At 61.0% G+C, this 23634-nt stretch carries 15 protein-coding genes; 10 read left to right on the forward strand and 5 right to left on the reverse strand.

Translation table 11 applies throughout. From position 1 onward, the window contains the following. Positions 1–141: 141 nt before the first annotated feature. From GNF76_RS16025 to GNF76_RS16040, 4 genes are all read left to right on the forward strand, one after another. Positions 142–1485, forward strand: a complete 1344-nt coding sequence (locus GNF76_RS16025; protein WP_155584117.1) for a 3-oxoacyl-ACP reductase — start codon at positions 142–144, stop codon at positions 1483–1485. Between the two features lie 2 nt (positions 1486–1487). Continuing rightward, positions 1488–2372 (forward strand): MaoC/PaaZ C-terminal domain-containing protein, encoded by an 885-nt coding sequence (locus GNF76_RS16030; RefSeq protein ID WP_155584118.1) that lies wholly within the window; start codon positions 1488–1490, stop codon positions 2370–2372. Positions 2373–2580: 208 nt separating this feature from the next. Further along, entirely contained in the window at positions 2581–3879 is a 1299-nt protein-coding gene (locus GNF76_RS16035; protein ID WP_155584119.1) for an acetyl-CoA C-acetyltransferase, read from the forward strand. A 31-nt stretch (positions 3880–3910) separates the two neighbouring features. Beyond that, entirely contained in the window at positions 3911–5614 is a 1704-nt protein-coding gene (locus GNF76_RS16040; RefSeq protein WP_155584120.1) for an AMP-binding protein, read from the forward strand. A gap of 123 nt (positions 5615–5737) precedes the next feature. Here GNF76_RS16040 and GNF76_RS16045 read toward each other — a convergent pair whose 3' ends face one another. Further along, on the reverse strand, positions 5738–6853 hold the full coding sequence (locus GNF76_RS16045) for a Gfo/Idh/MocA family protein (RefSeq protein ID WP_155584121.1): 1116 nt from the start codon (positions 6851–6853) through the stop codon (positions 5738–5740). 329 nt (positions 6854–7182) lie between these two features. On the opposite strand from GNF76_RS16045, the gene GNF76_RS16050 reads away from it, so the two are divergent. Together GNF76_RS16050 and GNF76_RS16055 are read left to right on the forward strand one after the other, a co-directional pair. Then, positions 7183–8220 (forward strand): WD40/YVTN/BNR-like repeat-containing protein, encoded by a 1038-nt coding sequence (locus GNF76_RS16050; protein ID WP_178123364.1) that lies wholly within the window; start codon positions 7183–7185, stop codon positions 8218–8220. A gap of 18 nt (positions 8221–8238) precedes the next feature. After that, positions 8239–10614 (forward strand): efflux RND transporter permease subunit, encoded by a 2376-nt coding sequence (locus GNF76_RS16055; RefSeq protein ID WP_155584123.1) that lies wholly within the window; start codon positions 8239–8241, stop codon positions 10612–10614. An 84-nt stretch (positions 10615–10698) separates the two neighbouring features. Here the strand turns inward: GNF76_RS16055 and GNF76_RS16060 are convergent, their stop codons facing one another. Continuing rightward, positions 10699–15582 carry a dermonecrotic toxin domain-containing protein gene (locus GNF76_RS16060; protein ID WP_155584124.1) on the reverse strand — a complete coding sequence of 1628 codons (4884 nt, stop codon included), beginning with the start codon at positions 15580–15582 and terminating at the stop codon, positions 10699–10701. Between the two features lie 156 nt (positions 15583–15738). Here GNF76_RS16060 and GNF76_RS16065 point away from each other — a divergent pair, with 156 nt between their 5' ends. From GNF76_RS16065 to GNF76_RS16080, 4 genes are all read left to right on the forward strand, one after another. Then, on the forward strand, positions 15739–16029 hold the full coding sequence (locus tag GNF76_RS16065; RefSeq protein WP_155584125.1) for a DUF5629 family protein: 291 nt from the start codon (positions 15739–15741) through the stop codon (positions 16027–16029). Continuing rightward, complete coding sequence (locus GNF76_RS16070) at positions 16016–17191, forward strand: lactonase family protein (protein WP_155584126.1); 1176 nt, start codon at positions 16016–16018, stop codon at positions 17189–17191. Before GNF76_RS16065 ends, GNF76_RS16070 begins: the two co-directional genes overlap by 14 nt. A gap of 155 nt (positions 17192–17346) precedes the next feature. Next, positions 17347–17526, forward strand: a complete 180-nt coding sequence (locus GNF76_RS16075; RefSeq protein ID WP_155584127.1) for a hypothetical protein — start codon at positions 17347–17349, stop codon at positions 17524–17526. Positions 17527–17587: 61 nt separating this feature from the next. Next, positions 17588–17794 carry a hypothetical protein gene (locus tag GNF76_RS16080; protein ID WP_155584128.1) on the forward strand — a complete coding sequence of 69 codons (207 nt, stop codon included), beginning with the start codon at positions 17588–17590 and terminating at the stop codon, positions 17792–17794. Positions 17795–17968: 174 nt separating this feature from the next. On the opposite strand, the gene GNF76_RS16085 is transcribed toward GNF76_RS16080, so the two are convergent. From GNF76_RS16085 to GNF76_RS16095, 3 genes are read right to left on the reverse strand one after another with little or no spacing between them, the layout of a single operon-like run. After that, positions 17969–18577: a glutathione S-transferase gene (locus tag GNF76_RS16085; protein WP_155584129.1), complete on the reverse strand. Its 609-nt coding sequence runs from the start codon at positions 18575–18577 to the stop codon at positions 17969–17971. Further along, positions 18574–22212, reverse strand: a complete 3639-nt coding sequence (locus GNF76_RS16090) for an AAA family ATPase (protein ID WP_155584130.1) — start codon at positions 22210–22212, stop codon at positions 18574–18576. Before GNF76_RS16090 ends, GNF76_RS16085 begins: the two co-directional genes overlap by 4 nt. Beyond that, positions 22209–23447: an exonuclease SbcCD subunit D C-terminal domain-containing protein gene (locus GNF76_RS16095; RefSeq protein ID WP_155584131.1), complete on the reverse strand. Its 1239-nt coding sequence runs from the start codon at positions 23445–23447 to the stop codon at positions 22209–22211. Before GNF76_RS16095 ends, GNF76_RS16090 begins: the two co-directional genes overlap by 4 nt. Positions 23448–23634: the final 187 nt, after the last annotated feature.

Here is a 23634-nt window from a genome sequence, read left to right on the forward strand (position 1 = left end):
TGGGTCAGTGTGGGAGCTGGCTTGCCTGCGATGCAGACGACTCGGTGCATCAGTTACATCAAGGTGATGCTATCGCAGGCAAGCCAGCTTCCACATGGATCGGGTTTCCAGGGCAGGACAGTGTTGTGAGTGAATCTATCCATGAGTGACAGCTACCTATCCTTCGTCAATTCCCCGTGGGGACGCTGGTTCGCCCAGACCGCCGGGTTGCCTCAACCGCTGCCGTTGCAGCGTCATCGCACCGGCCAGCAAGGCTTGGCCAATCCAGTGATTGTCGCGGGAGCAGGGCGCCTGAGGGGTGAGGTGCAGCGGATTTTCAGCGCCACCGACACCGTGACCGCACAACCGGCGACGATCAAGGCGCCGTCTACGGTCAAGGTTCAGGGCGCAGTGTTTGATGCCAGCGAGATCGCCGACCTCAAACAGTTGGATGAGCTTTACGAATTCTTCCACACCAACGCCCGGCGCCTGGTGCAGCACGCACGCGTGGTGGTGCTGGGCACCGCCCCCGAACAGTGCAAGGCCCTGCCTCAAGCCATCGCACAGCGTGCCTTGGAAGGCTTGGTGCGTTCATTGGCCAAGGAGTTGCGTCGAGCGATTACAGTGCAGTTGATCTATGTGGCACCGGGTGCCGAAAGCGCGCTGGAAAGCAGCCTGCGATTCTTCCTGTCACGGCGTTCGGCTTATGTGTCGGGGCAGGTGGTGCGGTTGGAAAAAGCGGTCGATCAAGCTACCGATATCGACTGGGACAAACCCTTCAGTGGTCGCCGCGCCCTGGTCACTGGCGCCTCCCGAGGCATTGGCCTGGCGATTGCCCAGGTCCTGGCCCGTGACGGTGCGCAGGTGGTGTGCGTGGACGTGCCACAAGCGCAGGAGTCGCTGCAGCAGGCGGCCAATAGCGTGGGTGGTACGGCGTTGGTGCTGGATATCACCGCCGCCGACGCCCCACAGAAATTGCAGGCCCATGTCAGCGAGCACGGTGCCTTTGACGTGGTGGTGCACAACGCCGGGATCACCCGGGACAAGACCATCGCCAAGATGACCGAAGCCGCCTGGCGCAGTGTGCTGGCGGTGAATCTGGACGCACCGTTGCAGCTCAGTACGGCGTTGCTGGAAGGGCAGGGATTGAAACCGGGTGGGCGGATTGTCTGCGTCTCGTCGATTTCCGGGATCGCCGGCAACCTGGGGCAAAGTAATTACGCTACTTCCAAGGCCGGGGTGATTGGCCTGGTCCAGGGCCTGGCGCCTCGGGCAGCGCAGCAGCAGGTGACCGTCAATGCCGTGGCTCCCGGGTTTATCGAAACCCAGATGACCGCGAAGATCCCGCTGATGATTCGCGAAGCCGGGCGGCGAATGAACTCCCTGTCCCAGGGCGGCCAGCCTATCGATGTGGCGGAAACCATCGCCTGGCTCGCGCACCCGGCGTCCGGTGGCGTCAACGGTCAGGTGGTGCGGGTTTGCGGCCAAAGCCTGTTGGGAGCCTGACTATGGAGTACGTGACGCAGATTATCGACCCGCCGCCGTCCCGCAACCAACTGCTGTGGGATGGCGTACGCGCCTTGCGTAAACCCAAGCTTGAAGGCGCGCCGACCTTGCCGAAAGAACGGCTGGTGCGTTCGGCGGTGGAGCTGTCCGCCGCGGGTATCGCGGCTTACGGCCGGACCTGTGGCTTTCGTCGCGAGCAAGGGGTGCCACTGTCCTATCCCCACGTGTTGGCGTTCCCGTTGCACTTGATGCTGCTGACCCGACCGAGTTTTCCCTACCCCGCCAGCGGCATGGTGCACCTGGCCAATCGCATTCGTCAGCATCAGCGGCTGGAGGAGGGCCAGGCCCTGCGTCTGGAGGTGTATTGCGAGCGCTGGGTCGCCCATCCCAAGGGCCAGGCCCTGAGCATCGCCACTCGTGCCTACAGCGCAGGAGCGTTGGTGTGGGAGAGCGACAGCCTGTATTTGCGCCGTGATGTTGCAGCGCCGGTGGGTGAACCGTGGAGCGACGGTTTGCCGTTGGAAACTGAAGGCCTGGCCCGCACGCAGCGCTGGGTGTTGCCTGCCGATCTGGGACGGCGTTTTGCCAAGGTCTCTGGTGACTACAACCCGATTCACACCTCGGTGATCGGCGCCCGGTTGTTCGGCTTTCGCCGGGCCATCGCCCACGGCATGTGGACCCTCGGTCGCGCGCTGGCTGCCCAGCAACCACCGGGTGGGCTGGAAACTGCCGAAGCCCATTGCGATTTCAAACTGCCGATCTTCCTGCCCGGGCAGGTCGCCCTGTGGAATGCCCCGGTGACCGGCCCGCGCCGCGAGTTTGAAGTGCGCAACCTCGCGGGTGACAAACCCCATATGCGCGGCCTGTTTATCTGGACTGCCAGATGACAATCATCCGCCGCCGTAACCCCCATAACCCCCGTAGCAGCTGTCGAGCGCCAGCGAGGCTGCGTATGGCCACGCCACTGCCATTGCGCCGGGCGCTGAAACCGAGTTGCTGCCATACGCAGCCTCGCTGGCGCTCGACAGCTGCTACGACGACATGATGACGATGATGACGAGGGCTACGTATTGATTTCCAGAATGAGAGCCATCCATGAGTGACTACAGCTTCAACCCCGCGCCGACCCGTCGCGTCGCGATTATCGGCGGCAACCGCATCCCGTTTGCCCGCTCCAACACGGTGTACGCCCACGACAGCAACCAGGATTTGCTGGTCGCCGCCCTGCAAGGTCTGGTCGACCGCTACAACCTCCACGGCCAACGCCTCGGTGAGTTCGTCGCAGGTGCCGTGATCAAGCATTCCCGGGATTTCAACCTGGCCCGGGAAAGCCTGCTGTCCACCACGCTGTCCCCCGAAACCCCAGCCTATGACCTACAGCAAGCCTGTGGCACCGGCCTGGAAGCGGCCTTGCTGGTGGCCAACAAAATCGCCCTCGGCCAGATTGAAGTGGGCATTGCCGGCGGCGCCGACACCACTTCCGATGCCCCCATCGGCATTAATGAATCCCTGCGCCGCACCTTGCTTGCGGCCAACCGCGCCAAGGGCACCGGGGCTAAATTGCGCAGCTTGTTGAGCGTGCGGCCTTCGATGTTGTTCAAGCCGCTGCTGCCGCGCAATGGCGAACCCCGCACCGGCCTGTCCATGGGCGAGCACTGCGAAGAAATGGCCAAGCGCTGGCAGATCAAACGCCTGGCTCAGGACGAATTGACCCTCACCAGTCACCAGCGGCTGGATGCGGCCTATCAACGCGGCTTCTTCGACGACCTGATCAGCCCTTATCGCGGGCTGGCTCGGGACAACAACCTGCGCGCCGACGCGAGCCTGGAAAAACTCGCCGGGCTGTCCCCGGCCTACGACCGTCAAAATGGCACCCTCACGGCGGGCAACTCCACACCCTTGACCGACGGTGCCTCGGTGGTACTGCTGGCCAGCGAAGCGTGGGCTGTCGAGCACGGTCTGCCGGTGTTGGCCTACCTGCGTACTGGTGAAACCGCGGCGGTGAATTTTGTCGACGGCAGCGAAGGCTTGTTGATGGCTCCGGCTTACGCTGTGCCCCGCATGCTCAAGCGCGAAGGGCTAAGCTTTGCCGACTTTGATTTTTTCGAGATCCATGAAGCCTTCGCCGCCCAGGTGTTGTGCACCCTCAAGGCCTGGGAAGACGCCGACTACTGCCGTGAACGCCTGGGCCTGGATGCGCCGTTGGGCGTCATCGACCGCGCCAGGATGAACGTCAATGGCGGCTCCCTGGGCTGCGGTCACCCGTTCGCCGCCACCGGTGGCCGACAGCTGGCGGCGTTGGCCAAGGCAATCCATCAGCGCGGCGGTGGGCGTGGCTTGATATCGATCTGCGCAGCCGGTGGGCTGGGCATCACCGCCATCGTCGAAAAGTAGCTCTGCCAAAAACAACAACAAGGAGACTGCCATGAACGCTGTAAGCCTGGAACAAACAGAACGCATCTGGCTGGACGCTTATCTGCCCGGCGTGCCAGCGGATATCGAGGCCGGGATCGAAGACTATCCGTCCTTGCGCGAGGTGTTCCTGGAACACCTGCATAAATTTCGCGAGCGCGTGGCTTACGTCAGCATCGGCACCGAGATGACCTACGCCGACTGGCAGGTCCAGGGCATTGCGTTCGCGGCCTGGCTGCAGGCCCAGGGGGTGAAAAAGGGCGACCGCGTGGCGCTGATGATGCCCAACTGCTTGCAGTACCCGATCTGCCTGTTGGGTACGATCCTCGCCGGCGCGGTGGTGGTCAACGTCAACCCGCTGTACACCGCCCGCGAACTCCAGCACTTGCTCAAGGACAGCGGCGCCGAGACCCTGGTGATCTTCGAGAACTTCGCCCACACCCTGGAAAAGGTCGTGGCCGCCAGCGCGGTCAAGCGCATCGTGGTGGCCGCCATTGGCGACTTGCTCGGCACCTTCAAGGGCGCGGCGATGAACTTCATTCTGCGCAGCGTGCAGAAACAGGTGCCGCGCTTCAACCTGCCGGGTGCGGTGCGTTTTAACCAGGTGCTCAAACAAGGGCGAGGCCAGACTTACCTTCCGGTGGCGATGGACCGCGAAGACCTGGCCTTCCTGCAATACACCGGAGGCACCACCGGGGACGCCAAGGGCGTGATGCTCAGTCACCGCAACATTATCGCCAACCTGTTGCAGGCCAAGGCCTGGGTCGGTGACCAACTGGATCAGGACAAACAGGAAACCAACGTCACCCTGTTGCCGCTCTATCACATCTTTTCCCTGACGGTGAATTGCCTGATGTTCATGTGCCTGGGCGGGCGCAACATCCTGATCGCCAACCCCCGGGACGTGAAGCGGGTGCAGATGATCCTGCGCAAGGAGCGCTTCAATGGCATTGCCGGGGTCAACACGTTGTTCAACGGCTTGCTGGAAAACAAAGAGTTTTGCGCGCGGGACTTCTCCGACCTGCGGCTGGTGATTGCCGGCGGCATGGCAACCCACACCGCCGTGGCCAAGCGCTGGAAGGAAGTCACCGGGCTGCCGATCATCGAAGGCTACGGCCTGACGGAGTGCTCGCCGGTGGTGAGCATCAGTCCCATCGATATCTCACGCATGCGTGAGATGGAGTTCACCGGCAGCATCGGCGTGCCGTTGCCGTCGACCTGGGTGCGGTTTATCCGTGAGGACGGTGAACTGGCGGAGGTCGGCGAGCCAGGTGAGTTGCAAGTGCGTGGCCCGCAGGTGATGCAGGGTTACTGGCAGCGGCCGGCGGAAACCGCCGAGGTGCTGGATGCCGAGGGCTGGCTGTCCACTGGCGATATCGGGGTGATGAATGAGCAAGGCTACATCCGTCTCGTGGATCGCAAGAAGGACATGATCCTGGTCTCGGGTTTCAACGTGTACCCCAATGAGATTGAAGACGTGGTGGCGCTGCATCCGGGGGTTGGGGAAGTGGCGGCGATTGGCGTGGAAGATGGCGTTACCGGTGAACGGGTGAAAATCATCGTGGTGCGCAAGGACCCGAGCCTGACCCAGGAACAGATCCTCGCCCACTGCCGGGAATACCTGACGGGGTACAAGGTGCCGCGGTACGTGGAGTTCCGCACCACCGAATTGCCCAAGACCACGGTGGGCAAGGTGCTGCGCAGGGCGTTGCGCTAACAGCACCGATTATCCCGTGTGGGAGCTGGCTTGCCTGCGATGCAGACGCCTCGATGTATCAGTTACACCGAGGTGACACTATCGCGGGCAAGCCCGGCTCCCACATGGGATCACCGCTGAGTTTCAGACCTCACTCACCTTGACCCAGCGCTCCTCCCGCGCCGCCACGCGAATCGCCGTCGCCAACCGCTCAACCTGCCACGCCGCCTCAAAGTCGGTGCCGTCAACACCCTGGCCGGCCAGCGCCATGATCAGTTCCTGTACTTCCAGCGTCTTCAGCTCGTTGTAGCCCAACTGATGCCCCGCAGCCGGGCTGAACGCCGCATAGCCGGGCAGGGCGGGACCGGCCAGCAAGCGTTGGAAACCGTCCTGCCCTACACGAAACAGCCGCAGCTCATTCAAGCGCTCCTGATCAAATGCCAGCGTTCCCTGGGTGCCGCTGATTTCAAAGCTCAGGTGGTTCTTGTACCCATGCTTGAGCCAGCTGCTGCTGACTGTCCCGCGCGCGCCGTTGGCAAAGCGCAGCAGGGCATGCACCTGATCGTCCACGGCGATCTCCCGCAGTTGCGTACTGCCTGGCGTGGCGGGGCGGCGGCGGTGCACGGTCTGGGTATCGGCGCAGACACTCTGCACATCCCCCACCAGAAAACGCGCCATGGACAATAAATGGCTGCCCAGGTCCGCCAGGGCACCGCCGGCATGTCCCACTTCGCAGCGCCATGACCAGGGCGACGCCGGGTCAGCCATGAAGTCTTCACTGAACTCGCCCTGGAAACTGATGATCTCGCCCAGCTCGCCGCGGTCGATCATCTGCCGAGCCAGGCTGATCATCGGGTTGTGCTGATAGTTGTAACCGACCCGCGTCACCACCCCGGCGGCACTGGCGGCGCGGCGCATGGCGTCGGCTTGTTCGAGGTTGACCGCCAGGGGTTTTTCGCAGTACACCGCTTTGCCCGCCGCCAGGGCCGCCATGGCCATGGGGTAGTGCAAGTGATTGGGGGTGGTGATGGCGACGAGGTCGACCTTGGGATCATTGACCAGCTGTTGCCAGTCGCCATGGGCCTGGGCAAACCCCCAGGCGGTGGCGCAGCGCTGGGCACGTTCAGTGTCGGCATCGGCCAGGGCGGCCAGCTTGAGATTCACCGGCAGTTCAAACACCGCCCGGGCATTGTTGAAGGCCAGGGCGTGGGCACGGCCCATAAAGCCCGTGCCGATCAGGCCGATTCCGAGTTCGCGCATAGCCGTGGTCCTTTGGATTATTGTTGTCAGGAAAGCTATTTATGGAATAAAAATTCCTTAAATTCAATAGATGGAATAAAAATTCATTATCGGGAGGAATCATCCCGGCGAATGTCGCTACATTCAGCCCGCACCTGCACGGCCTTTAGTTAACAAAACATAACGTAGCGCTGATTGTCAGACGATTCCAAAGCCCGATAGGATGGCCCTGCTTCCTTAAGTGGCTCTAGATTGCAGGTTTCAGGATGCTGTCCTGGCCCATAGATCCCGCGGAAGGCAATACGACCTAACAATAATAAATGGGAGAAAGGTCTATGAGTGAGCCTGTCATGGGTGGGGTGGTTTGCCGCCCGCGAGCCGCGCGCAGGGTCGCGTTGCTGGCTACAGCGCTCTCGCTGTTGGGGGCTGTCGCGTTGTCGATACCGGCCCAGGCCGCCAGCGATACCGCCGCACCGCCGGTATTTGCCATTGAGTCGGCCAAGGCCGCCAAAAGCCTGATGATCGATGTTGTCCATGCCGGCAAGCGCCTGGTGGCCGTCGGTGATCGTGGGCACATTCTCTACTCCGATGACCAGGGCGCCAGCTGGACTCAAGCTAAAGTGCCGACCCGCCAACTGCTCACCGCCGTGTTTTTTGTCGACGACAAACAAGGCTGGGCTGTAGGTCATGACGCCCAGATCCTCGCCAGTACCGACGGCGGCGTCACCTGGACCCAACAATTTCAAGACCTCAAGCGCGAAGCGCCGCTGCTGGACGTGTGGTTCAAGGACGCCAGCAACGGCTATGCCGTGGGCGCCTACGGTGCGCTGATCGAGACCACCGACGGCGGCAAGACCTGGGCCGATGTCAGCGACCGCCTGGACAACGAAGACCAATATCACCTCAACGCCATCGCCTACGTGAAAGACGCCGGCCTGTTTATCGTAGGCGAACAGGGCAGCATGTTCCGCTCCGGCGATGACGGGCAAACCTGGGAAAAACTCGAAGGCCCCTATGAAGGCTCGTTGTTCGGTGTGATCGGTACCGCCCAGCCCAAGACCCTGTTGGCCTACGGCCTGCGCGGCAACCTGTTTCGCTCCACCGATTTCGGCAGCACCTGGGAGCCGGTGGAGTTGAATGCCGCCCGTGGCGCCCTGGAGTTTGGCTTGTCAGGGGCGACTCTGCTGGACGACGGTTCACTGGTGGTGGTCGGTAACGGTGGCAGCGTGGTGGTGAGCCACGACGATGGCCTGACCTTCAGCGTATTCAATCGCCCGGACCGTATTTCGTTATCGGCGGTCACGGCGGCGGGCAACGGCAACTTGATTCTGGTGGGGCAGGGTGGCGTTCGTGTCGCCACGTCGACCGGTGCCGAGCTCTCAAAATAATAAGAAGGCGGGGATCAAATGAGTAGTCATCACAACGACAAGGCCACGTTTCTCGAGCGCCTGATTTTCAACAACCGCCCGGCAGTGATCGTCATCTGCCTGTTGGTGAGTGTGTTCCTGTTCTGGCAGGCAACGTTGATCCGGCCGTCCACCAGCTTCGAAAAAATGATCCCCCTCAAGCATCCCTTCATCGAGAAGATGATGGAGCACCGTAACGACCTGGCGAACCTGGGCAACACGGTACGGATCTCGGTGGAGGCCAAGGACGGCGACATCTTCACCAAGGAATACATGGAGACCCTGCGTCAGATCAACGACGAGGTGTTCTACATCTCCGGCGTCGACCGCTCCGGCCTCAAGTCGCTGTGGAGCCCCAGCGTGCGCTGGACCGAAGTCACCGAAGAAGGCTTTGCCGGTGGCGAAGTGATTCCGCAGAGCTACAACGGCTCCCCGGAAAGCCTCGACCAGTTGCGCAACAACGTGCTCAAGTCCGGGCAGGTCGGCCGGCTGGTGTCCAACGACTTCAAATCGAGCATCGTTGATATCCCGCTGCTGGAGTCCTACCCGGACCCGCAAGACCAGGGCAAGTTGCTGGCCCTGGACTATCAGAAGTTCTCCCACGAGCTTGAGGACAAGATCCGCAGCAAGTTCGAAGCCCAGAACCCGAATGTGCAGATTCATATCGTCGGTTTCGCCAAGAAAGTCGGCGACCTGATCGATGGCCTGATCATGGTGGTGCTGTTCTTCGGGATTGCCTTTGTCATCACCCTGGTGCTGCTGTACTGGTTCACCTGGTGTATCCGCAGCACCATCGCGGTGTTGATTACCACACTGGTGGCGGTGGTCTGGCAATTGGGGCTGATGCACGCTGCCGGCTTCGGGTTGGACCCTTACTCGATGCTGGTGCCGTTCCTGATCTTCGCCATCGGTATCTCCCACGGCGTGCAGAAAATCAACGGTATCGCCTTGCAATCCAGCGATGCCGACAACGCCCTGACCGCCGCCCGACGGACCTTCCGTCAACTGTTCCTGCCGGGGATGATTGCGATCCTCGCCGATGCGGTGGGCTTCATCACCTTGCTGATCATCGATATCGGCGTGATCCGTGAACTGGCCATCGGCGCCTCCATCGGTGTAGCGGTCATCGTGTTCACCAACCTGATCCTGCTGCCGGTGGCGATTTCCTATGTGGGCATCAGCAAGCGTGCCATCGAGCGCAGCAAGAAGGACGCACACCGCGAGCATCCGTTCTGGCGCCTGCTGTCGAAGTTCGCCAGTCCTAAAGTCGCCCCGGTGTCGGTCTTCCTGGCACTGATCGCCTTCGGTGGCGGCCTCTGGTACAGCCAGAACCTGAAAATCGGTGACCTCGACCAGGGCGCACCGGAGCTGCGTCCGGATTCGCGCTACAACAAGGACAACAATTTCATCATCAACAACTACTCCACCAGCTCCGATGTACTGGTGGTGATGGTCAAGACCAAGGCCGAAGGCTGCTCCCGCTACGAAGCCATGGCGCCCATCGACCAGTTGATGTGGAAGATGCAGAACACCGAGGGCGTGCAGTCGGCCATCTCGTTGGTGACCGTGTCCAAGCAGATGATCAAGGGCATGAACGAAGGCAACCTGAAATGGGAAACCCTGTCGCGTAACCCGGACGTGCTGAACAACTCCATCGCCCGCGCCGACGGCCTGTACAACAACAATTGCTCCCTGGCACCGGTACTGGTGTTCCTCAACGACCACAAAGCCGAAACCCTCGACCGCGCTGTGCATGCGGTGCAGGACTTCGCCAAGGAGAACAACAAGGACGGCCTGGAATTTATCCTGGCCGCCGGTAACGCCGGCATCGAAGCGGCCACCAACGAGGTGATCAAGGAGGCCGAGCTGACCATCCTGATCCTGGTCTACCTGTGTGTGGCGACCATGTGCATGATCACCTTCCGTTCGTGGGCGGCGACCCTGTGCATCGTGCTGCCGCTGGTGCTGACCTCGGTGCTGGGCAACGCGCTGATGGCGTTCATGGGCATCGGTGTCAAGGTCGCGACCTTGCCTGTGGTGGCGCTGGGCGTGGGGATTGGTGTCGACTACGGCATCTACATCTACAGCCGCCTGGAGAGTTTCCTGCGGGCCGGCCTGCCGTTGCAGGAAGCCTATTACCAGACCCTCAAATCCACCGGTAAAGCCGTACTGTTCACCGGTTTGTGCCTGGCGATTGGCGTGGCCACCTGGATTTTCTCGGCTATCAAGTTCCAGGCCGACATGGGGCTGATGCTGACCTTCATGCTGCTGTGGAACATGTTCGGCGCGTTGTGGCTGCTACCGGCGCTGGCGCGGTTCCTGATCAAGCCCGAGAAGTTGGCGGGGCAGAAGGGTAATTCGTTGTTTGCCCACTGAGCCGACCCCGCCATGCCGCTGAGACGGCTCGCTTGAAGAAAATGCCCGACGCCAAATCGTCGGGCATTTTTATTCAGGCTGCGGTCAGTGCGTCGTGGATTGCGGTGCGGGCGCGATGGCTAAGAAGAGTTGATCCTGGGGCGGTGCGATCAGCACATAGAGGATTTTCTCGATGGGCTCGGCCCCCGGCTCCTGCTGACTGTGCAACCACGCTTGCACGTGTTGTTTGAGCAGGTCTTTTTGCGTGTATTTGCGCTGGCTGGGTAGTTTCAGGTGCGCTCGGGTATAGCGGGCAGGGGGTGCATCGGCCGCTGCGTAGTGGAAGTGGCCATACCACAACACGGTCGGAGGCTTTTGTGCTTTGTCATACACGGCATATTCAGTGAAAAAATCGCCGCTGAGGGTGGGGCGCTGTGGATCCGCCAGGCTCGTCAGGTTGATATCAACCTCTTTATGGCGCCACAGATAGTCGAGGCTTTCCAGTGTTGGCCACTGCCGTTTGTAAGCATCACTGCAGATCCGCTGGGCCATTCGCTGCATGTCTCTGGCATGTGCCTTGTAGTCGTCGATCAGGTCCTGTGCCGAGGGTTGGCCGGGGTGCTCGCGCGTGATTTCGTCGGCCAGATCCGTCAGCTTTTTGGCTTGCCCGGTGAGCAGTTCATCCCAGTCGCCCGGGTTGACCGCTTGCCGGGTGATGGGCGATTCCAGTTGCTGCTGTTGGGCGGTTATGACGCGTTCGATATCCGTGCGCTGCTGGATCAGTTTCTGACCCAGGCTCTTGAGTGTTGCCAGTGGGCGTGTTTGTGGTTGCGGCTCGGTCGTGACTTCTTCGGTAATCTCTACCCATTCGCCAGCCTGCTGCTCGAACGAGGCAACGGTTTGTCCATCAGCCGGGTTGGTGATGGTGAAATGCTCATGGGTGATTTTGCCATCGGCTGGCTTGAGGTCGCCGACGAAGTATTTTCGCTTGCGGGTTTTGAAGATGCGCTTTGTCGGTGCCTTGGGTCGCAGGTTCTTTGATCGCGATGCTTCGACCTCCAGTTCTTCCTGCCTGCGTACCACGGTTTCCAGCTCGCTTTCGGCCAGCGCCCTGGCGTATCGCAGCTCATTCAACAGTCGCTCGGCCACAGGGTTCAGGCGTTTGGGGTTGACCAGCTTGAGGGCCCCAATGGCACCTTCATAGCTGCGGTACTTATCGAGAACGGTGTTGTACACCTGACGCTGTTCATCGAGAGGGTAGCCGCTGCTGCTGCGCACCTCGATATGGGACAGCAGGGATTGGCTCAGGCTGGAATGGTCGGCGTGCTCGATGTACAGCGCTTCCAGTGGGGATCGTTCAACGACCGACAGTTCAACGGCTACCCACGACAGTGGGATCAGCGCGTTGATTTTCAGGTTCTCCGGGAAAAACTGTTGCGGTGACTTGATCGTTGCCAGCAGCTCTTCACGTATTGCACGTCCAGCCATCGAGTCCTGCTCCAAAAGCTCAAGGGTAGTCTCCATGCTGCGGGTGTTGACGGCCATGTGCTGTTGGATGTCTGCCAGCGCGATCGATTTGGCAACGTGTTCATCATAGGCGGCAGAGTTCCCGAGCTGTTTTTCCAGCAGCATCCGTTGAATCAACTGAGTCATTGGTTCGCCACGGTCGGTAAATCGAAGGGTATCGGCCCAGGCAATCTCATAGATATGGAGGGTGAGTTGTTCGTCCCAGAGTGTCCTCAGGGTTTTTGCCCGGTCCTGGACATGGCTGCCGGCTCCCCCGTACTTTTCCAGTTCCTGGCCGACCTTGACCAGTTCGTGGCGTGAGGGTAGCAACTGTGCGTGCCTTTCCTGCAGGGTTTCCAGCAGCGTTTCATACTGGGCACGCAGCGTCGCGTAGTTGTGCATTTCGCTCTGATGTCGCGTTTCAAGGGTCGACTGCTGTGTGCCAGTGGCATTTTCCAGAAGCCTCCAGACCAGTTTCAACGTAGCCGCTTGTTTGGTCAGGTTCGTGTGGGCGGTGCTCATTCGAGCCAGTGATGCCCTGAATTCGGTCATCGGGGGTGTGATCTCGACGTTGAGCGCTTGCATCCGGACCTGCAACTGTTCTGTTTTACGGCTATTCTCCTCGCGCAAGGCCGCCAGGCGCTTGGGGCCTCCTCCTGCCAGTTTCAGCCCGCGATCCAGGGTCCAGTGGCCATTGCCATCGGTGCTGAGCTTGATTCCGGGGTGGTTGGGCTTGTCGGGATGAATGATGAAGACTTCGACAAAGCCGGGTACGACCCTGACCCGGAAAAGCAGGCCTCCCACCGAGGCATGCCAAAGGTTATCGATCTTGAACAGCCCCCTGAAATCTCCAATGGCGATGGGTTTCGGTGCCGGCTCAGGCCAGCGCACGTTGACCTCAAGCAGCTTTTCCAGCAACCGCGCCGATGCGCTATCGCCGGCCAGGGAACGGTCAAAGTCCAGCAGGGTTCGGCCGCCACCGGGCGGTTCGGAGGGCAGCCCGACCACTCCCCGTGCAATTACAGGAGGGCGGCTGATCGCCTGGCCGGGCGCACGCCTGAATGGCAGTCGTGGGAGGGACTCGACTACCGGCCGGCCTGATGCTTCGGTCGGCAATCCATGGTGCAGCAAGACCATGCTGAGGTTGAGCAGCAGGTCAACCCACGCCAGTTCCCTGGCCGTGGGGTCTTCGCTCTCCAGCGCGGGCAGGTCCTGTTTGAGGCCCAGCGCCAGTTGCATGAGCCAGCCGACTGCCGCCAACGGTCCGCGCACCAGCATCAACAAGGTGTTGAAGCCCAGTTGTACGCCTTCCAGAATCAACGCCCATCGGCTTTCGGCGTTGGAGGTTGACTCCCGGTCGGCCTGATCCAGAAGCTGGCGGGCTTCGGACACAAACAGGTAGTCCATCAGTTGGCCGCTGTTCAGCGCCTGTTGGAGCTGAACGTTGCTCTCATCATCGGCAGGGGCCAGCGTCGCGGGTTTCGGAACGTCGGGCAATGGGTCGAACTCCGAACCTATACCGCCGATACGTACATAGTGAGGCTCTTTAAAACCCCCATTGTTGTAAATGGCCCTGGCATCATCCGTCAGCCAGGCCAGTACACTTTCCTGGATTGCTCCGGGCTGCGCGATGGCGGCCAGTAAAAGGTCACGGCTGGCAAACTCCAGCAGCGCTTCGCGATAGGCTGGGCGATAGAGCAGGTGTGGCCCGGACTGCGTGTTGCGTGGTTCGATGATGAACATGTTCTGCACCACATCAGCCCTGGCGCCGGGTTTGCGTTGAAAGGCGAGCGCGCGCATGACGATTTCATCGGCGCCGACCCAGCGCTCTGTACGCTGGGTGCAGACCACGGCCTGGACGCAGCGAAAGCCGCGTAGCGTAAGCCCGGCTTCAGCCTTTATTGTGTGTTCCAGTGCCTGGGTTTTCAGCTCGATAGGTCGCTGCCCGCAGAACAGGCGTTCGCGCTTTTTGGCCTCTTCAGTGCCGCTCAGCAGTGCCTGTTGAATATAGGCTGGGTAGTTTCGACCGACATCGACCCGTTGGACCAGTTGGAACACGTACTCCGCAGTCAGCCACGCTTCGATCTCCTGGCCACCGGTGTGGCGCACGGTCATGCGACCATTGGGTCTTCCCGAGAGGTTTTTCAGGGTCAGGTCGACCAGGCTCATCGTGACCTTTTCAATGTAGCCACTTTGCAGCGTGCCCACGGGCACATGGAAGGTCAGCTCCAGGTCATCGGCCTTGTACCGTGCTTGCGCAACGTCGGTGCAAGTGCGTGTGCCGTGCAATACGGCGTTTTGCTCCAGGCACAGTTGGTGGTCCAAGTGGCTGGCGGCATAGGTGCGGATATCGTCCAGCCCATCCAGGTAGCCTTCACCCCGCGTCAGGTGCCTCAGGCTGGCCTGTTCGATCAGGCATTGGCGATAGGCCGCGAGGTGGGCAGGCGAGGCGTTTCGCAGCCAGTCGGGGAGGGCGGCCTGGATTGGCGACAAGGTGTCGACGGGTGTGCGTGGCGAACCGGTAAACAAAGTGGCCGGGTTGGTGATCGACTCAAACAGTTGCTCTACGGTTTCGATGGAGGTACCGGCAGGCAGTGGTATGGCTGCGAGATCTTCCAGTTGCTGATTGAAGGCCAGTGCCGCCTGCACTTCGAAGATATCGCCGTCGGGTTCGTACAAGTGCCAGGTGATTTTATCGGCAATGAACTGCTGCCCCATGCGCTCGCCCCATGCCTGGCCGAATGCATCCAGGCTGGCGTAGGACTCGACCTGACCTGACAAGGAACACAACCACACGCGCTGGCCGCTGACCACCAGGATCGCGCTGGACTGCAATGTCAGCGTGGAGGTTTCACGGATCAGCTGCGTTTCCAGGGTGTAGGCGTGGATCGAATTGTCGGGCCATGGCAGGCCTGCTCTGGCTTCCCGGGTGGGGTAATTGGCCAAGGTGCTGAGTATCTGCAGCTGCTGGGCATTGTCGCCAGACTGGCGAATAGCCGAGGTTCTCAGCATGCCTTGCAGCAACCCGGCAAACCAGTGCCAGCGGCTGCCGCCGGCGTTGCTGTCTTGTCCCCAGTACTCGGTCAGTGCATCTTGAAACCCGACAAACAGAATCAAGGGCAGTTCCCGGATCAGGGCTTCGACGACGTTCAGGTCATAGGGGGCATGACCATTGGTGGGTGCGGTGAGGCGGGTCCCGGTGGCGTCACTCAGATAGCCATCAAGGTTGTCGCGCACTGACAGGTCGGGAAGGCTGCCGTCGGCAATATGTTTGAGCGCCACCTTCAGGAGTGGATGCAGGGCTCGGCCGCCACCGTCGCGGGGCAGTGCCAGGCAAAGATCAGAAAGAGGATTGGACAGGGCAGGGAATTGTTCTTTCAGGGAGTCGGTCAGCATCCGGGTGACAACTGAGCGCAGGGATGGGCGAGTGAGGAACTGTGCGTCTACGGCTTTCTTCAGAATGTTTTCGGTTGGGTTTGGCATTGGAGTAGTCCTTTACGTTGGGTAGGCATGCCCCCCGTAAAGTAATGTCAACCACGCGCCTGGTGCGGTAACCGACTACCACTGAGTGATGCGAAACGGGAAAGACGCAAGGGATTGGCCTATCATGAGCGTCTTTCCCTCTGATTGATGACCCTGATGACTGCCGCTAGCCTGCCTATTGAACTTGAATCCAGCGACATGCTCGAAATCGACGGGCTACATGCCTTTGATTTCACTTTCGACGATCAGCAGTTGCAGATCACGTGCATGGACGGCCGCGCCGAGAAGCGCTGGACGTTCAGCCTGGCGCAGGTGCAGGCCGCGACGTTTGACGACAAGCTGCAAAGCTGGACCCTCACCGGTGATTCGGGCGAACACCGCCTGGTGTGCATGAGCGCCTTCACCGGCAACAATAACGACGAGGAAGACGAGCATGATGATGCGTAAATTCTGGCCTTTGCTGATGGCCGGCAGTGTCGGCGCGATGTCGGTACAGGCTGCGCCAGTCGATACCTTTGAACTGCTGGTGGGCACCTACACCGCCGGCACCAGCGAAGGGATCTACCGCCTGCAGTTCGACAGCCGTACCGGCCAGTTCAGCGGCAAGCCGGTACTGGCCGCCAAGACGCAAAACCCGTCCTGGCTGACCTTGTCCAAAGACCAGAAACGCCTGTTCGTGGTCAATGAAAACGGCCCGGGCCAGAAGGACCCGGTGGGGCGTGTCAGCAGCTACAGCGTTGATCCCGCCAATCACCAACTGACCCTGATCAACCAGGTACAAAGCCTGGGCAATGAGCCGACCCACTCCAGCCTGGCCGCCGATGGACGTTATCTGTTTGTCGCCAACTATTCGGTGCTGGAAGATCCGGGCGGCAGCCTGGCGATCCTGCCGGTGGACGCCGAAGGCAAGCTGTCGCCGCCCGTGCAACTGAGCGCGCACCCGGCCAGCCGGGTCAACCCGGAGCGCCAGGCGTCCAACCATGTGCATTCGGTGGTGTCCTCGCCGGATGGCAAGTACGTGTTTGCCAACGACCTGGGGGCGGACAAGATTTTTGTCTACCACTACGACCCCAAGGCCAACCACGAGCTGCCGCTGACCCCGGCCGATCCGTCCTTCGTGCAACTGCCACCCGGCAGCGGCCCGCGTCACCTGCTGTTCAGCGCTGACGGCAAGCATGCCTGGCTGACCACCGAGATGAGCGCGCAGGTCGCGGTGTTCGACTACCAGGATGGCAAGCTGGTCCAGCGTCAACTGGTGGACTTCGCCGCCGGGCAGCCGGTGTCCGACAAGGCCGGCGCGGCGCTGCATGTCTCGGGCGACGGCAAGTTCCTCTACGTCAGCAACCGCGGCACCGCCAACCAGATGCTGGTCTTCGCCATCGACCCCGCCACCGCGCAGTTGAAGGAGATTCAGCGGCGCTCCGTGGAAGGCGATCACCCCCGTGAGTTCGCCCTGGACCCGAGCGGCAAGTTCCTGCTGATTGCCAACCAGAAGAGCAACCAGATCGTGGTGGTCGAGCGCGACGCCAAGACCGGCCTGCTGGGTAAAACCGTGCAGACATTGGCGATCGATGCCCCCAGCGACCTCAAGTTTCTGGTGCGGCAATAAGCCACAGGCCCCGCAACGCGGGGCCTGACTCCTTCTATTAATGCCAGTGATAACAGCTACTGTTTCAATGAATTTCTACCGGTAAGCCCCCGGGCGTAAGTTTGCTCCAAGGCCTTCACAAGCCAACCAGCCAACCGAACACAAGGGTTACCGACATGAACTTCAATCTCTTCTCGATCATCGCCGCTTCCGCTGTTTCCGCCTCAGTCGTCCTGCCTGCCAGCGCCAACGTGGAAATCACCAGCAAAAAATCCAGCACCAGCGCCTACACCCAGAAATACTTGCAACAAAGTGCCAACTTCTATGCCGCTCTGGACCACAAGGTTCAACACTGAGCGTTAATTGGCACGGGGTTGGGCATGCATCAACCCGGTGCCAGCGTTTAAGGAGCATCCCATGGCCAGAGCCCTCTTGACCTCAGCCAGACACGGCGCCTACATCGCCATCGGCGTCTACGCCGCGATGGTACTGGTGGTGACCCTCGCAACCTTCAGGCAACCCGCCGTCCAGCCGCCGATTCAAGTGGCGTATCCGGGGGTTCAGTTTGAGCATCAAGCACAGCAGGCGGGTGGGGTGGTTCACAGCGTCGTGACTGCGCTCTGACACCTGACACCTGACACCTGACACCTGTAGCCGCTGCCGAGGCACGAGGCTGCGATAAGGGCCGCAGGACCTTCAGCGGTTTCAAGACCTGGCGACTGCTGCGCAGCCGATCGCAGGCTGCGCCAGCGGCTACAGGTGATCAACACATTCCCCTGCCTCGTGCCTCGGCAGCGGCTACAGTTTTTTTTCCATGACCCCTGTAAACAGCTCGGACTCCAGAATTCGCTGCAACCAGGCCTGCAAGCGCCGATACGGCGTGCCCGCAAACCATTCCCGATCGACATGGGCAAACTGCCGTACAAACGGTGCCAAAGCCACGTCTGCCAGGCTCAAATGCTCGACGAGCAAGTAGTTACGTTCTGTCAGCAACTCATCCAGCTTGCGCAAAAATACCTCGCCCTCGGCCCGATAGTGTTCCATCGGCTGCTCCGGGTAGCGCTCGGCGTACTTGTAGCGATTCAAGTGCACCTTGAATGCCTGATCGTTCTCTTCAATCAATCCAGCGATCAGCGACCGCGCCGCCGGGTCATTCTTGAGCAACCAGTCCTCGGGATCGTGCTGCGACAGGGCCCAGCCCATGATCGCCAGGCTTTCGTCGATCACCTGACCCTCCACGCTCAACACCGGCACTGTGCCTTTGGGCGACAGCGCCAGCATTTCGACGGGCTTGGCCTTGAGGCTGACCTCGATAGTCTGCACCGCCACCCCTGAATACCGCAGGGCCATGCGTGCCCGCATGGCGTAGGGGCAACGGCGGAACGAGTACAACACGACCTCACTCATTTGACCTCCAGCGTGCTCAGGCCATTGCCCTGGCGCTTGACCTGGATCTGCACCGGGATCCGCTCGTGCATTTCCTGCACATGGGAAATCACCGCCACCTTGCGGCCCTGCGCCTGCAAGCCGTCGAGGGCGTCCATCGCCAGTTGCAGCGACTCGGGGTCGAGGCTGCCGAAGCCTTCGTCGATAAACAGCGACTCGATCTTCAACGTGCTGGACGCCATCGACGCCAATCCCAAGGCCAGCGCCAGCGACACCAGGAACGTTTCGCCGCCGGACAGCGAATGCACCGAGCGGGTTTCGTCGCCCATTTCGGTGTCCAGTACCAGCAAGCCGAGCATGCTGCCGCCGCGCTTGAGGCGGTAGCGGCGCACCAGTTGGCGCAGTTGTACGTTGGCGTGGTGCACCAGCAGGTCGAGGTTGTAGGCCTGTGCAAATTTGCGGAACTTGTCGCCAGTGGCCGAACCGATCAGTGCGTCGAGCCGTGCCCAGCGCTGCCATTCGTCGTAGGCTTTGGCAATCTGATCGGCCAAGGCCTGGTTGGCGTCCTGCCGACGTTGGTCCTCGGCTTGTTGCGCGCGCAGTTCGGCGCAGTGTTTTTCGCCGCTGGCCAGTTGGCTGTTGAGTTCAGCCAAGGCACTGTCCAGTTGCTCGGCGTCGAGGTTGCCATTGTGTTGGGCCTGGTGATCCTTGAGGCGTTGTTCGCGCTCGTGCAGAAGGACCCTGGCCTGTTCGATGGCCTTTTCGCTGTGCTGCACCTGTTGGCGCAACTGCCCGAATTGTGGCTCATCCACGGCCAGCAGGTGTGCCAGGCCATTGTCATCCAGTTCCGGGTGCAGGGCGCGCCATTCGCTGATGCGGCTACCCAACGTCTGCTGTTCGGCTTCCAGCGCTTGCTGGCGTTCCTGGCGGGCCTTGAGATCGGCTGCCAACTGGATCAGTTCATTGCGGGTGTCCTGCAATTGCTGGTTGGCCTGGGACTCGCTGCTGCGCGCCTGCTCGACGGATTGATCCAATTGCTGTTGCCACCGCTCGGCGCTGGCGTGCTCGCCCAACAGACCGGTGAGTTTTTCCTGTGCAGCCAGTTGCTGGGTGGTCAGGGCGGCGAATTGTTGTTGCAGCACTTCCAGTTGCTGTTGGCGATGCTGTTGGCGGTCTTGTTCCTTGTCGATGGCCTGCTGGCGCTGCTGCTGCTCAAGCAGTTCTTCACGCTGGCTGTCTAAGTGCTCCAGCCGCTGGCTGATCTGCTGATCCAGCTGCATGAAGGTTGCTGCCGGTTCCGTGCGCAAGCCTTCCAGGATCTCGGCCGGCAAGAGGCTGGTGAAGGCATTGAGCTCTTCTTCCAGGCGCCCGCGGTCATTGGCCAGTTCCCGTTGCTGGTCGATCAACTGTTGGCGCGCCTGCTGGCTGGCGTCCTGGGCGGCTTGTAGTTGCTGCTGCAGGCGCCCGGCGTTTTGTTGCAGGTTGAGCAGGGCCGCCTGACGGTGTTCGTCCTGGGTAATGCTCTGGTTCAACTGGCTTAGTTGTTGGGTCAGCCAGGCGCTGCGCTTGGAGGCATCCTGATTGAACAATGCAGCGGACAGCGGATGGGCGTCGAGGCTGGGCGCCAAGGCCTGGCGCTGAGAAGTCAGGTGTTCCTGCTGTTGCAGAAACTCCTTTTGCTGGGCGATCAGTCCACCGACTTCACCGCGCAGTTCGGTGAGTTTTTCCTTGAGGCTATCGACGGCTTTCTGCGCATTGGCTTCTTCGCTTTCATCATGGCGCGCCATGCTGTGCAGCAGGGCTTCGGGTTGATGATAGGGGTGGTCAAGGCTGCCGCACACCGGGCACGGCTGGTCGTCCTGCAACTGCTCGCGCAGCTCCTCGACACTGGCACTTCGGGCCAGACGCTGACGCTCCAGCAACTGCTTGGTGACGGTCAGGGTTTGCTCGGCGACTGTCAGCTCGGCCCGGGTTTGCAGGCCGGTCTGGTTCAGGTGCTCGCGTTGTTGCGAAGCCGTGGCTTGCTTAAGGGTCAGCTCCTGGCTGTGTTGTTCCAATTGCTGCTGGTTGTCCCACAGCCGCGTCAGGTCTTCAAAGGCTCGCTGTTGCTTGCGATTGTCCTTGAGCAGACTGTCCAGCAACTGGATCTGTTCGGCGATGGCGTGGGGCTCGGCACCGGCTTCCTGATACAGCAAGTCCAGGGCAGTGCGCTGCTGGGTCCATTGCTCGCTGGCGGCGGTGGCCTGCTGTTCCAGGTGCGGCAGTTCAGCCTGGCCCTTGTTCAGGCGATTGCCCACCAGCATCAATTGCTGCAGGCGGTCGCGATAGGCATTCCAGGCGTCGCCCAAGGGGGCGAGGGCGGCGCTGTGTTCGAGCTGTTCGGCAAGTTGCTGTAAGCGCGTGGCCACTTGCTTTTGCACGTCCTGCTGGGTGTTCAGCGCTGCTTGGCTTTGTGCACAGGCGGATTCGCCTAATTGTTTTTGCTCGGCGCTTTGGCTGAGGTCGCGGGTCAGGCGAGCGAGGGTGTTTTGTTCCTCGAACGCCTGGCGCAGCAGCGGCACCGCATCGGCTTGCTGTTTCAGGGCCTCGGCCAAGGCGCTTTGCACAGTGGTTTGCTGGTGTTGCAGTTGCGCTTGGCGGGCGTGCAAGGATGTCTGTTGTTCCAGATGCTGACGGATCTGAACGGCCAAGGGTTGCAGTAGGCTCGTCAGTTCTGTTTGGCGCGAGAAGTGATGACGTTGCGGCGCCAATTGTTCCAGGCGGCTCAGGTCCAGCCGTTGTTGGCCCTGGTTTTCCCAGTCCTGCTGGGCCTGTTGCAGTTGCTCCACTGCACTTTGCTGGCGCTCCTGCCACTCGCGCAGTTCTTTGAGCCAGGTGTGCTGCTGCTCAAGTTGCTTGAGTTGGGCCTGCTGTTGCTTGAGTTGCTGCTGGGCCTCGCTTAACTGTTGATCCAGCTCAGCGCGGGCTTCGGCAGGCAGCGGGGTGACACCAGTGGCCTGGTCTTGCAGCAGCTTGTGGGCGTCTTTGGCGTCCTTGGCCTTGTCGAAAGCACGGCGGCCCAGTTGAGTGTAGAGCGCGGTGTCGGTGAGCTTTTCCAGCAGTTCGCTGCGCTCGTTGTCATTGGCCTTGAGGAATGCGCTGAACTCACTTTGCGCCAACAGCACAGCACGGGTGAACTGTTCGAAGTTCAGGCCCAGGGCCAGTTCCAGCTGGGTTTTGTATTCGGTTTTCTGGCTGGCCAGCAGTTGGTCGCTGTCCAGGTCGATCAGGCTTTGCCGACTGTTTTGCAGCTTGCCGCTAGCCTTGTCCCTGGCACGGTTGGCTTCCCAGCGGGCGCGATAGCGACGGCCGCTGACGCCGACAAAATCCACCTCGGCATAACCGCCGCCGGTGCCGCGACGAATCAGCGTGCGTGGGTCACCAATGGAAATGTCGGTATCGGCATCGGGCATCTTCGCCTGGCCGGTGTCACCCAGGCGCGGCACCGCGCCGAACAGTGCCAGGCACAGGGCATCAAGCAAGGTGCTTTTACCCGCGCCGGTCGGCCCGGTGATCGCAAACAACCCGGCACTGGCCAGGGGCTCGGCGGTAAAGTCGATCTCAAACGGCCCGGCCAGGGAGGCCAGGTTTTTCAGGCGAATGGCGAGGATCTTCATGGCTGTTCATCCGCCTGTTGCACTTCCTGGAGCAGCACGGCGAAATCCTTCAAGGTCTGTTCATCCACCTCATTGCCGTAGCTTTCCAGCCAGGCGCGGCTGAACAGTTCCTGGGGCGTGAGTTGGTCCAGTTCGATCAGGCGCTCATCGTTATTGTCTTCGCCGCGTTTGCCGGCGTACTCGGCGGCGATGCGCACCAGGCGCACGGCCTTGCCTTGCAGGGCGGTTTCGATCTGTTGGCGCAGGTCGGGCTGCGGCTCGTCCAGGCGCACGCGCACCTCCAGCCAGGGTTGGCGCTGGGTGTCGGCGAGCAGGTCGATGTCGGGCAAATCCGCCAAGGCCTTGAGGATATCGGCCAAGGGCGCGGCTTCCAGGCGTTGCAGGTTGACCGAGCGCGGAATCAGGAGCGGTTCGACGCCGACCAGTCTTTCGCCCTGGAACGTCACGTCGAGAATCTGGTGCTTGTAACCGATTTCGGAAAACGACAGCGGAATCGGCGAGCCGCTGTAGCGCATGCGTTCTTCACCATTCACCTTTTGCGGCTTGTGCAAATGGCCGAGGGCAACATAGGCGACACTTTTGTCGAACAGTTTGGCTGGAAGCGCCTCGGCATTGCCAATGATCAGGCTGCGCTCGGAGTCTTCCGACACGGAGCCACCGGCCATATGCGCGTGGCTGATGGCAATCAGTGCCTGGCCTTTTTTACGTTTGGCGTTGGCGGCGGCGATCAGCCCTTCATGTACTTGGCCGATACCACGCAGGTAGTCGTCACCCAGGTGTGCACCGGTGACTTCTGCCGGGCGCAGGAAGGGCAGCGCCAGGCACCACGCGGCGGTCTTGCCTTTGGCATCCGGCAGCGGGATCAGTAAGCGCTCGGCGTCCAGTTGCCCGTCGTCCAGCCACAGCACACGACCCAGGGCATGGGTGCGCAAACGGCGCATTAATGGCGCGGGTAGTTCGATGCGCGAGCCGGAGTCATGGTTGCCGGCGATCATCACAAGGGTCAGCTTCGGGTTTTGTTCGTGGGCGCTGATGATGAAGTCGTACAGACGCTCCTGGGCCTTGAGCGGGGGGTTGACTGTGTCGAAGATATCGCCGGCGATCAGCAGCACATCGGGGCCGTGCAGCTTGAGTTGGGCCAGCAGCCAGTCGAGGAAACAGGCGTGTTCGAAGTCGCGTTCCTGGCCGTGGAGGTTTTGGCCCAAGTGCCAGTCGGAGGTGTGGAACAGACGCAAGGCGAACTCCGTGAAGAAGATGAAAAGGAGGGGAGTTTACCTGTAAATGCGAACGCGGTGCCTTGGGCGACGCAGGTCAATCTGTGGACGCTGGCTTGTCGGGTCGCCACACCGTTGCGATGGAGGTATGTCAGTTGATGAATTTGCTGACTGACAGGCCGTCATCGCGGCATAGGTATCTACACAT

Source organism: Pseudomonas spelaei (assembly GCF_009724245.1).
In the GTDB taxonomy this organism is placed as follows: Bacteria; Pseudomonadota; Gammaproteobacteria; order Pseudomonadales; family Pseudomonadaceae; genus Aquipseudomonas; species Aquipseudomonas spelaei.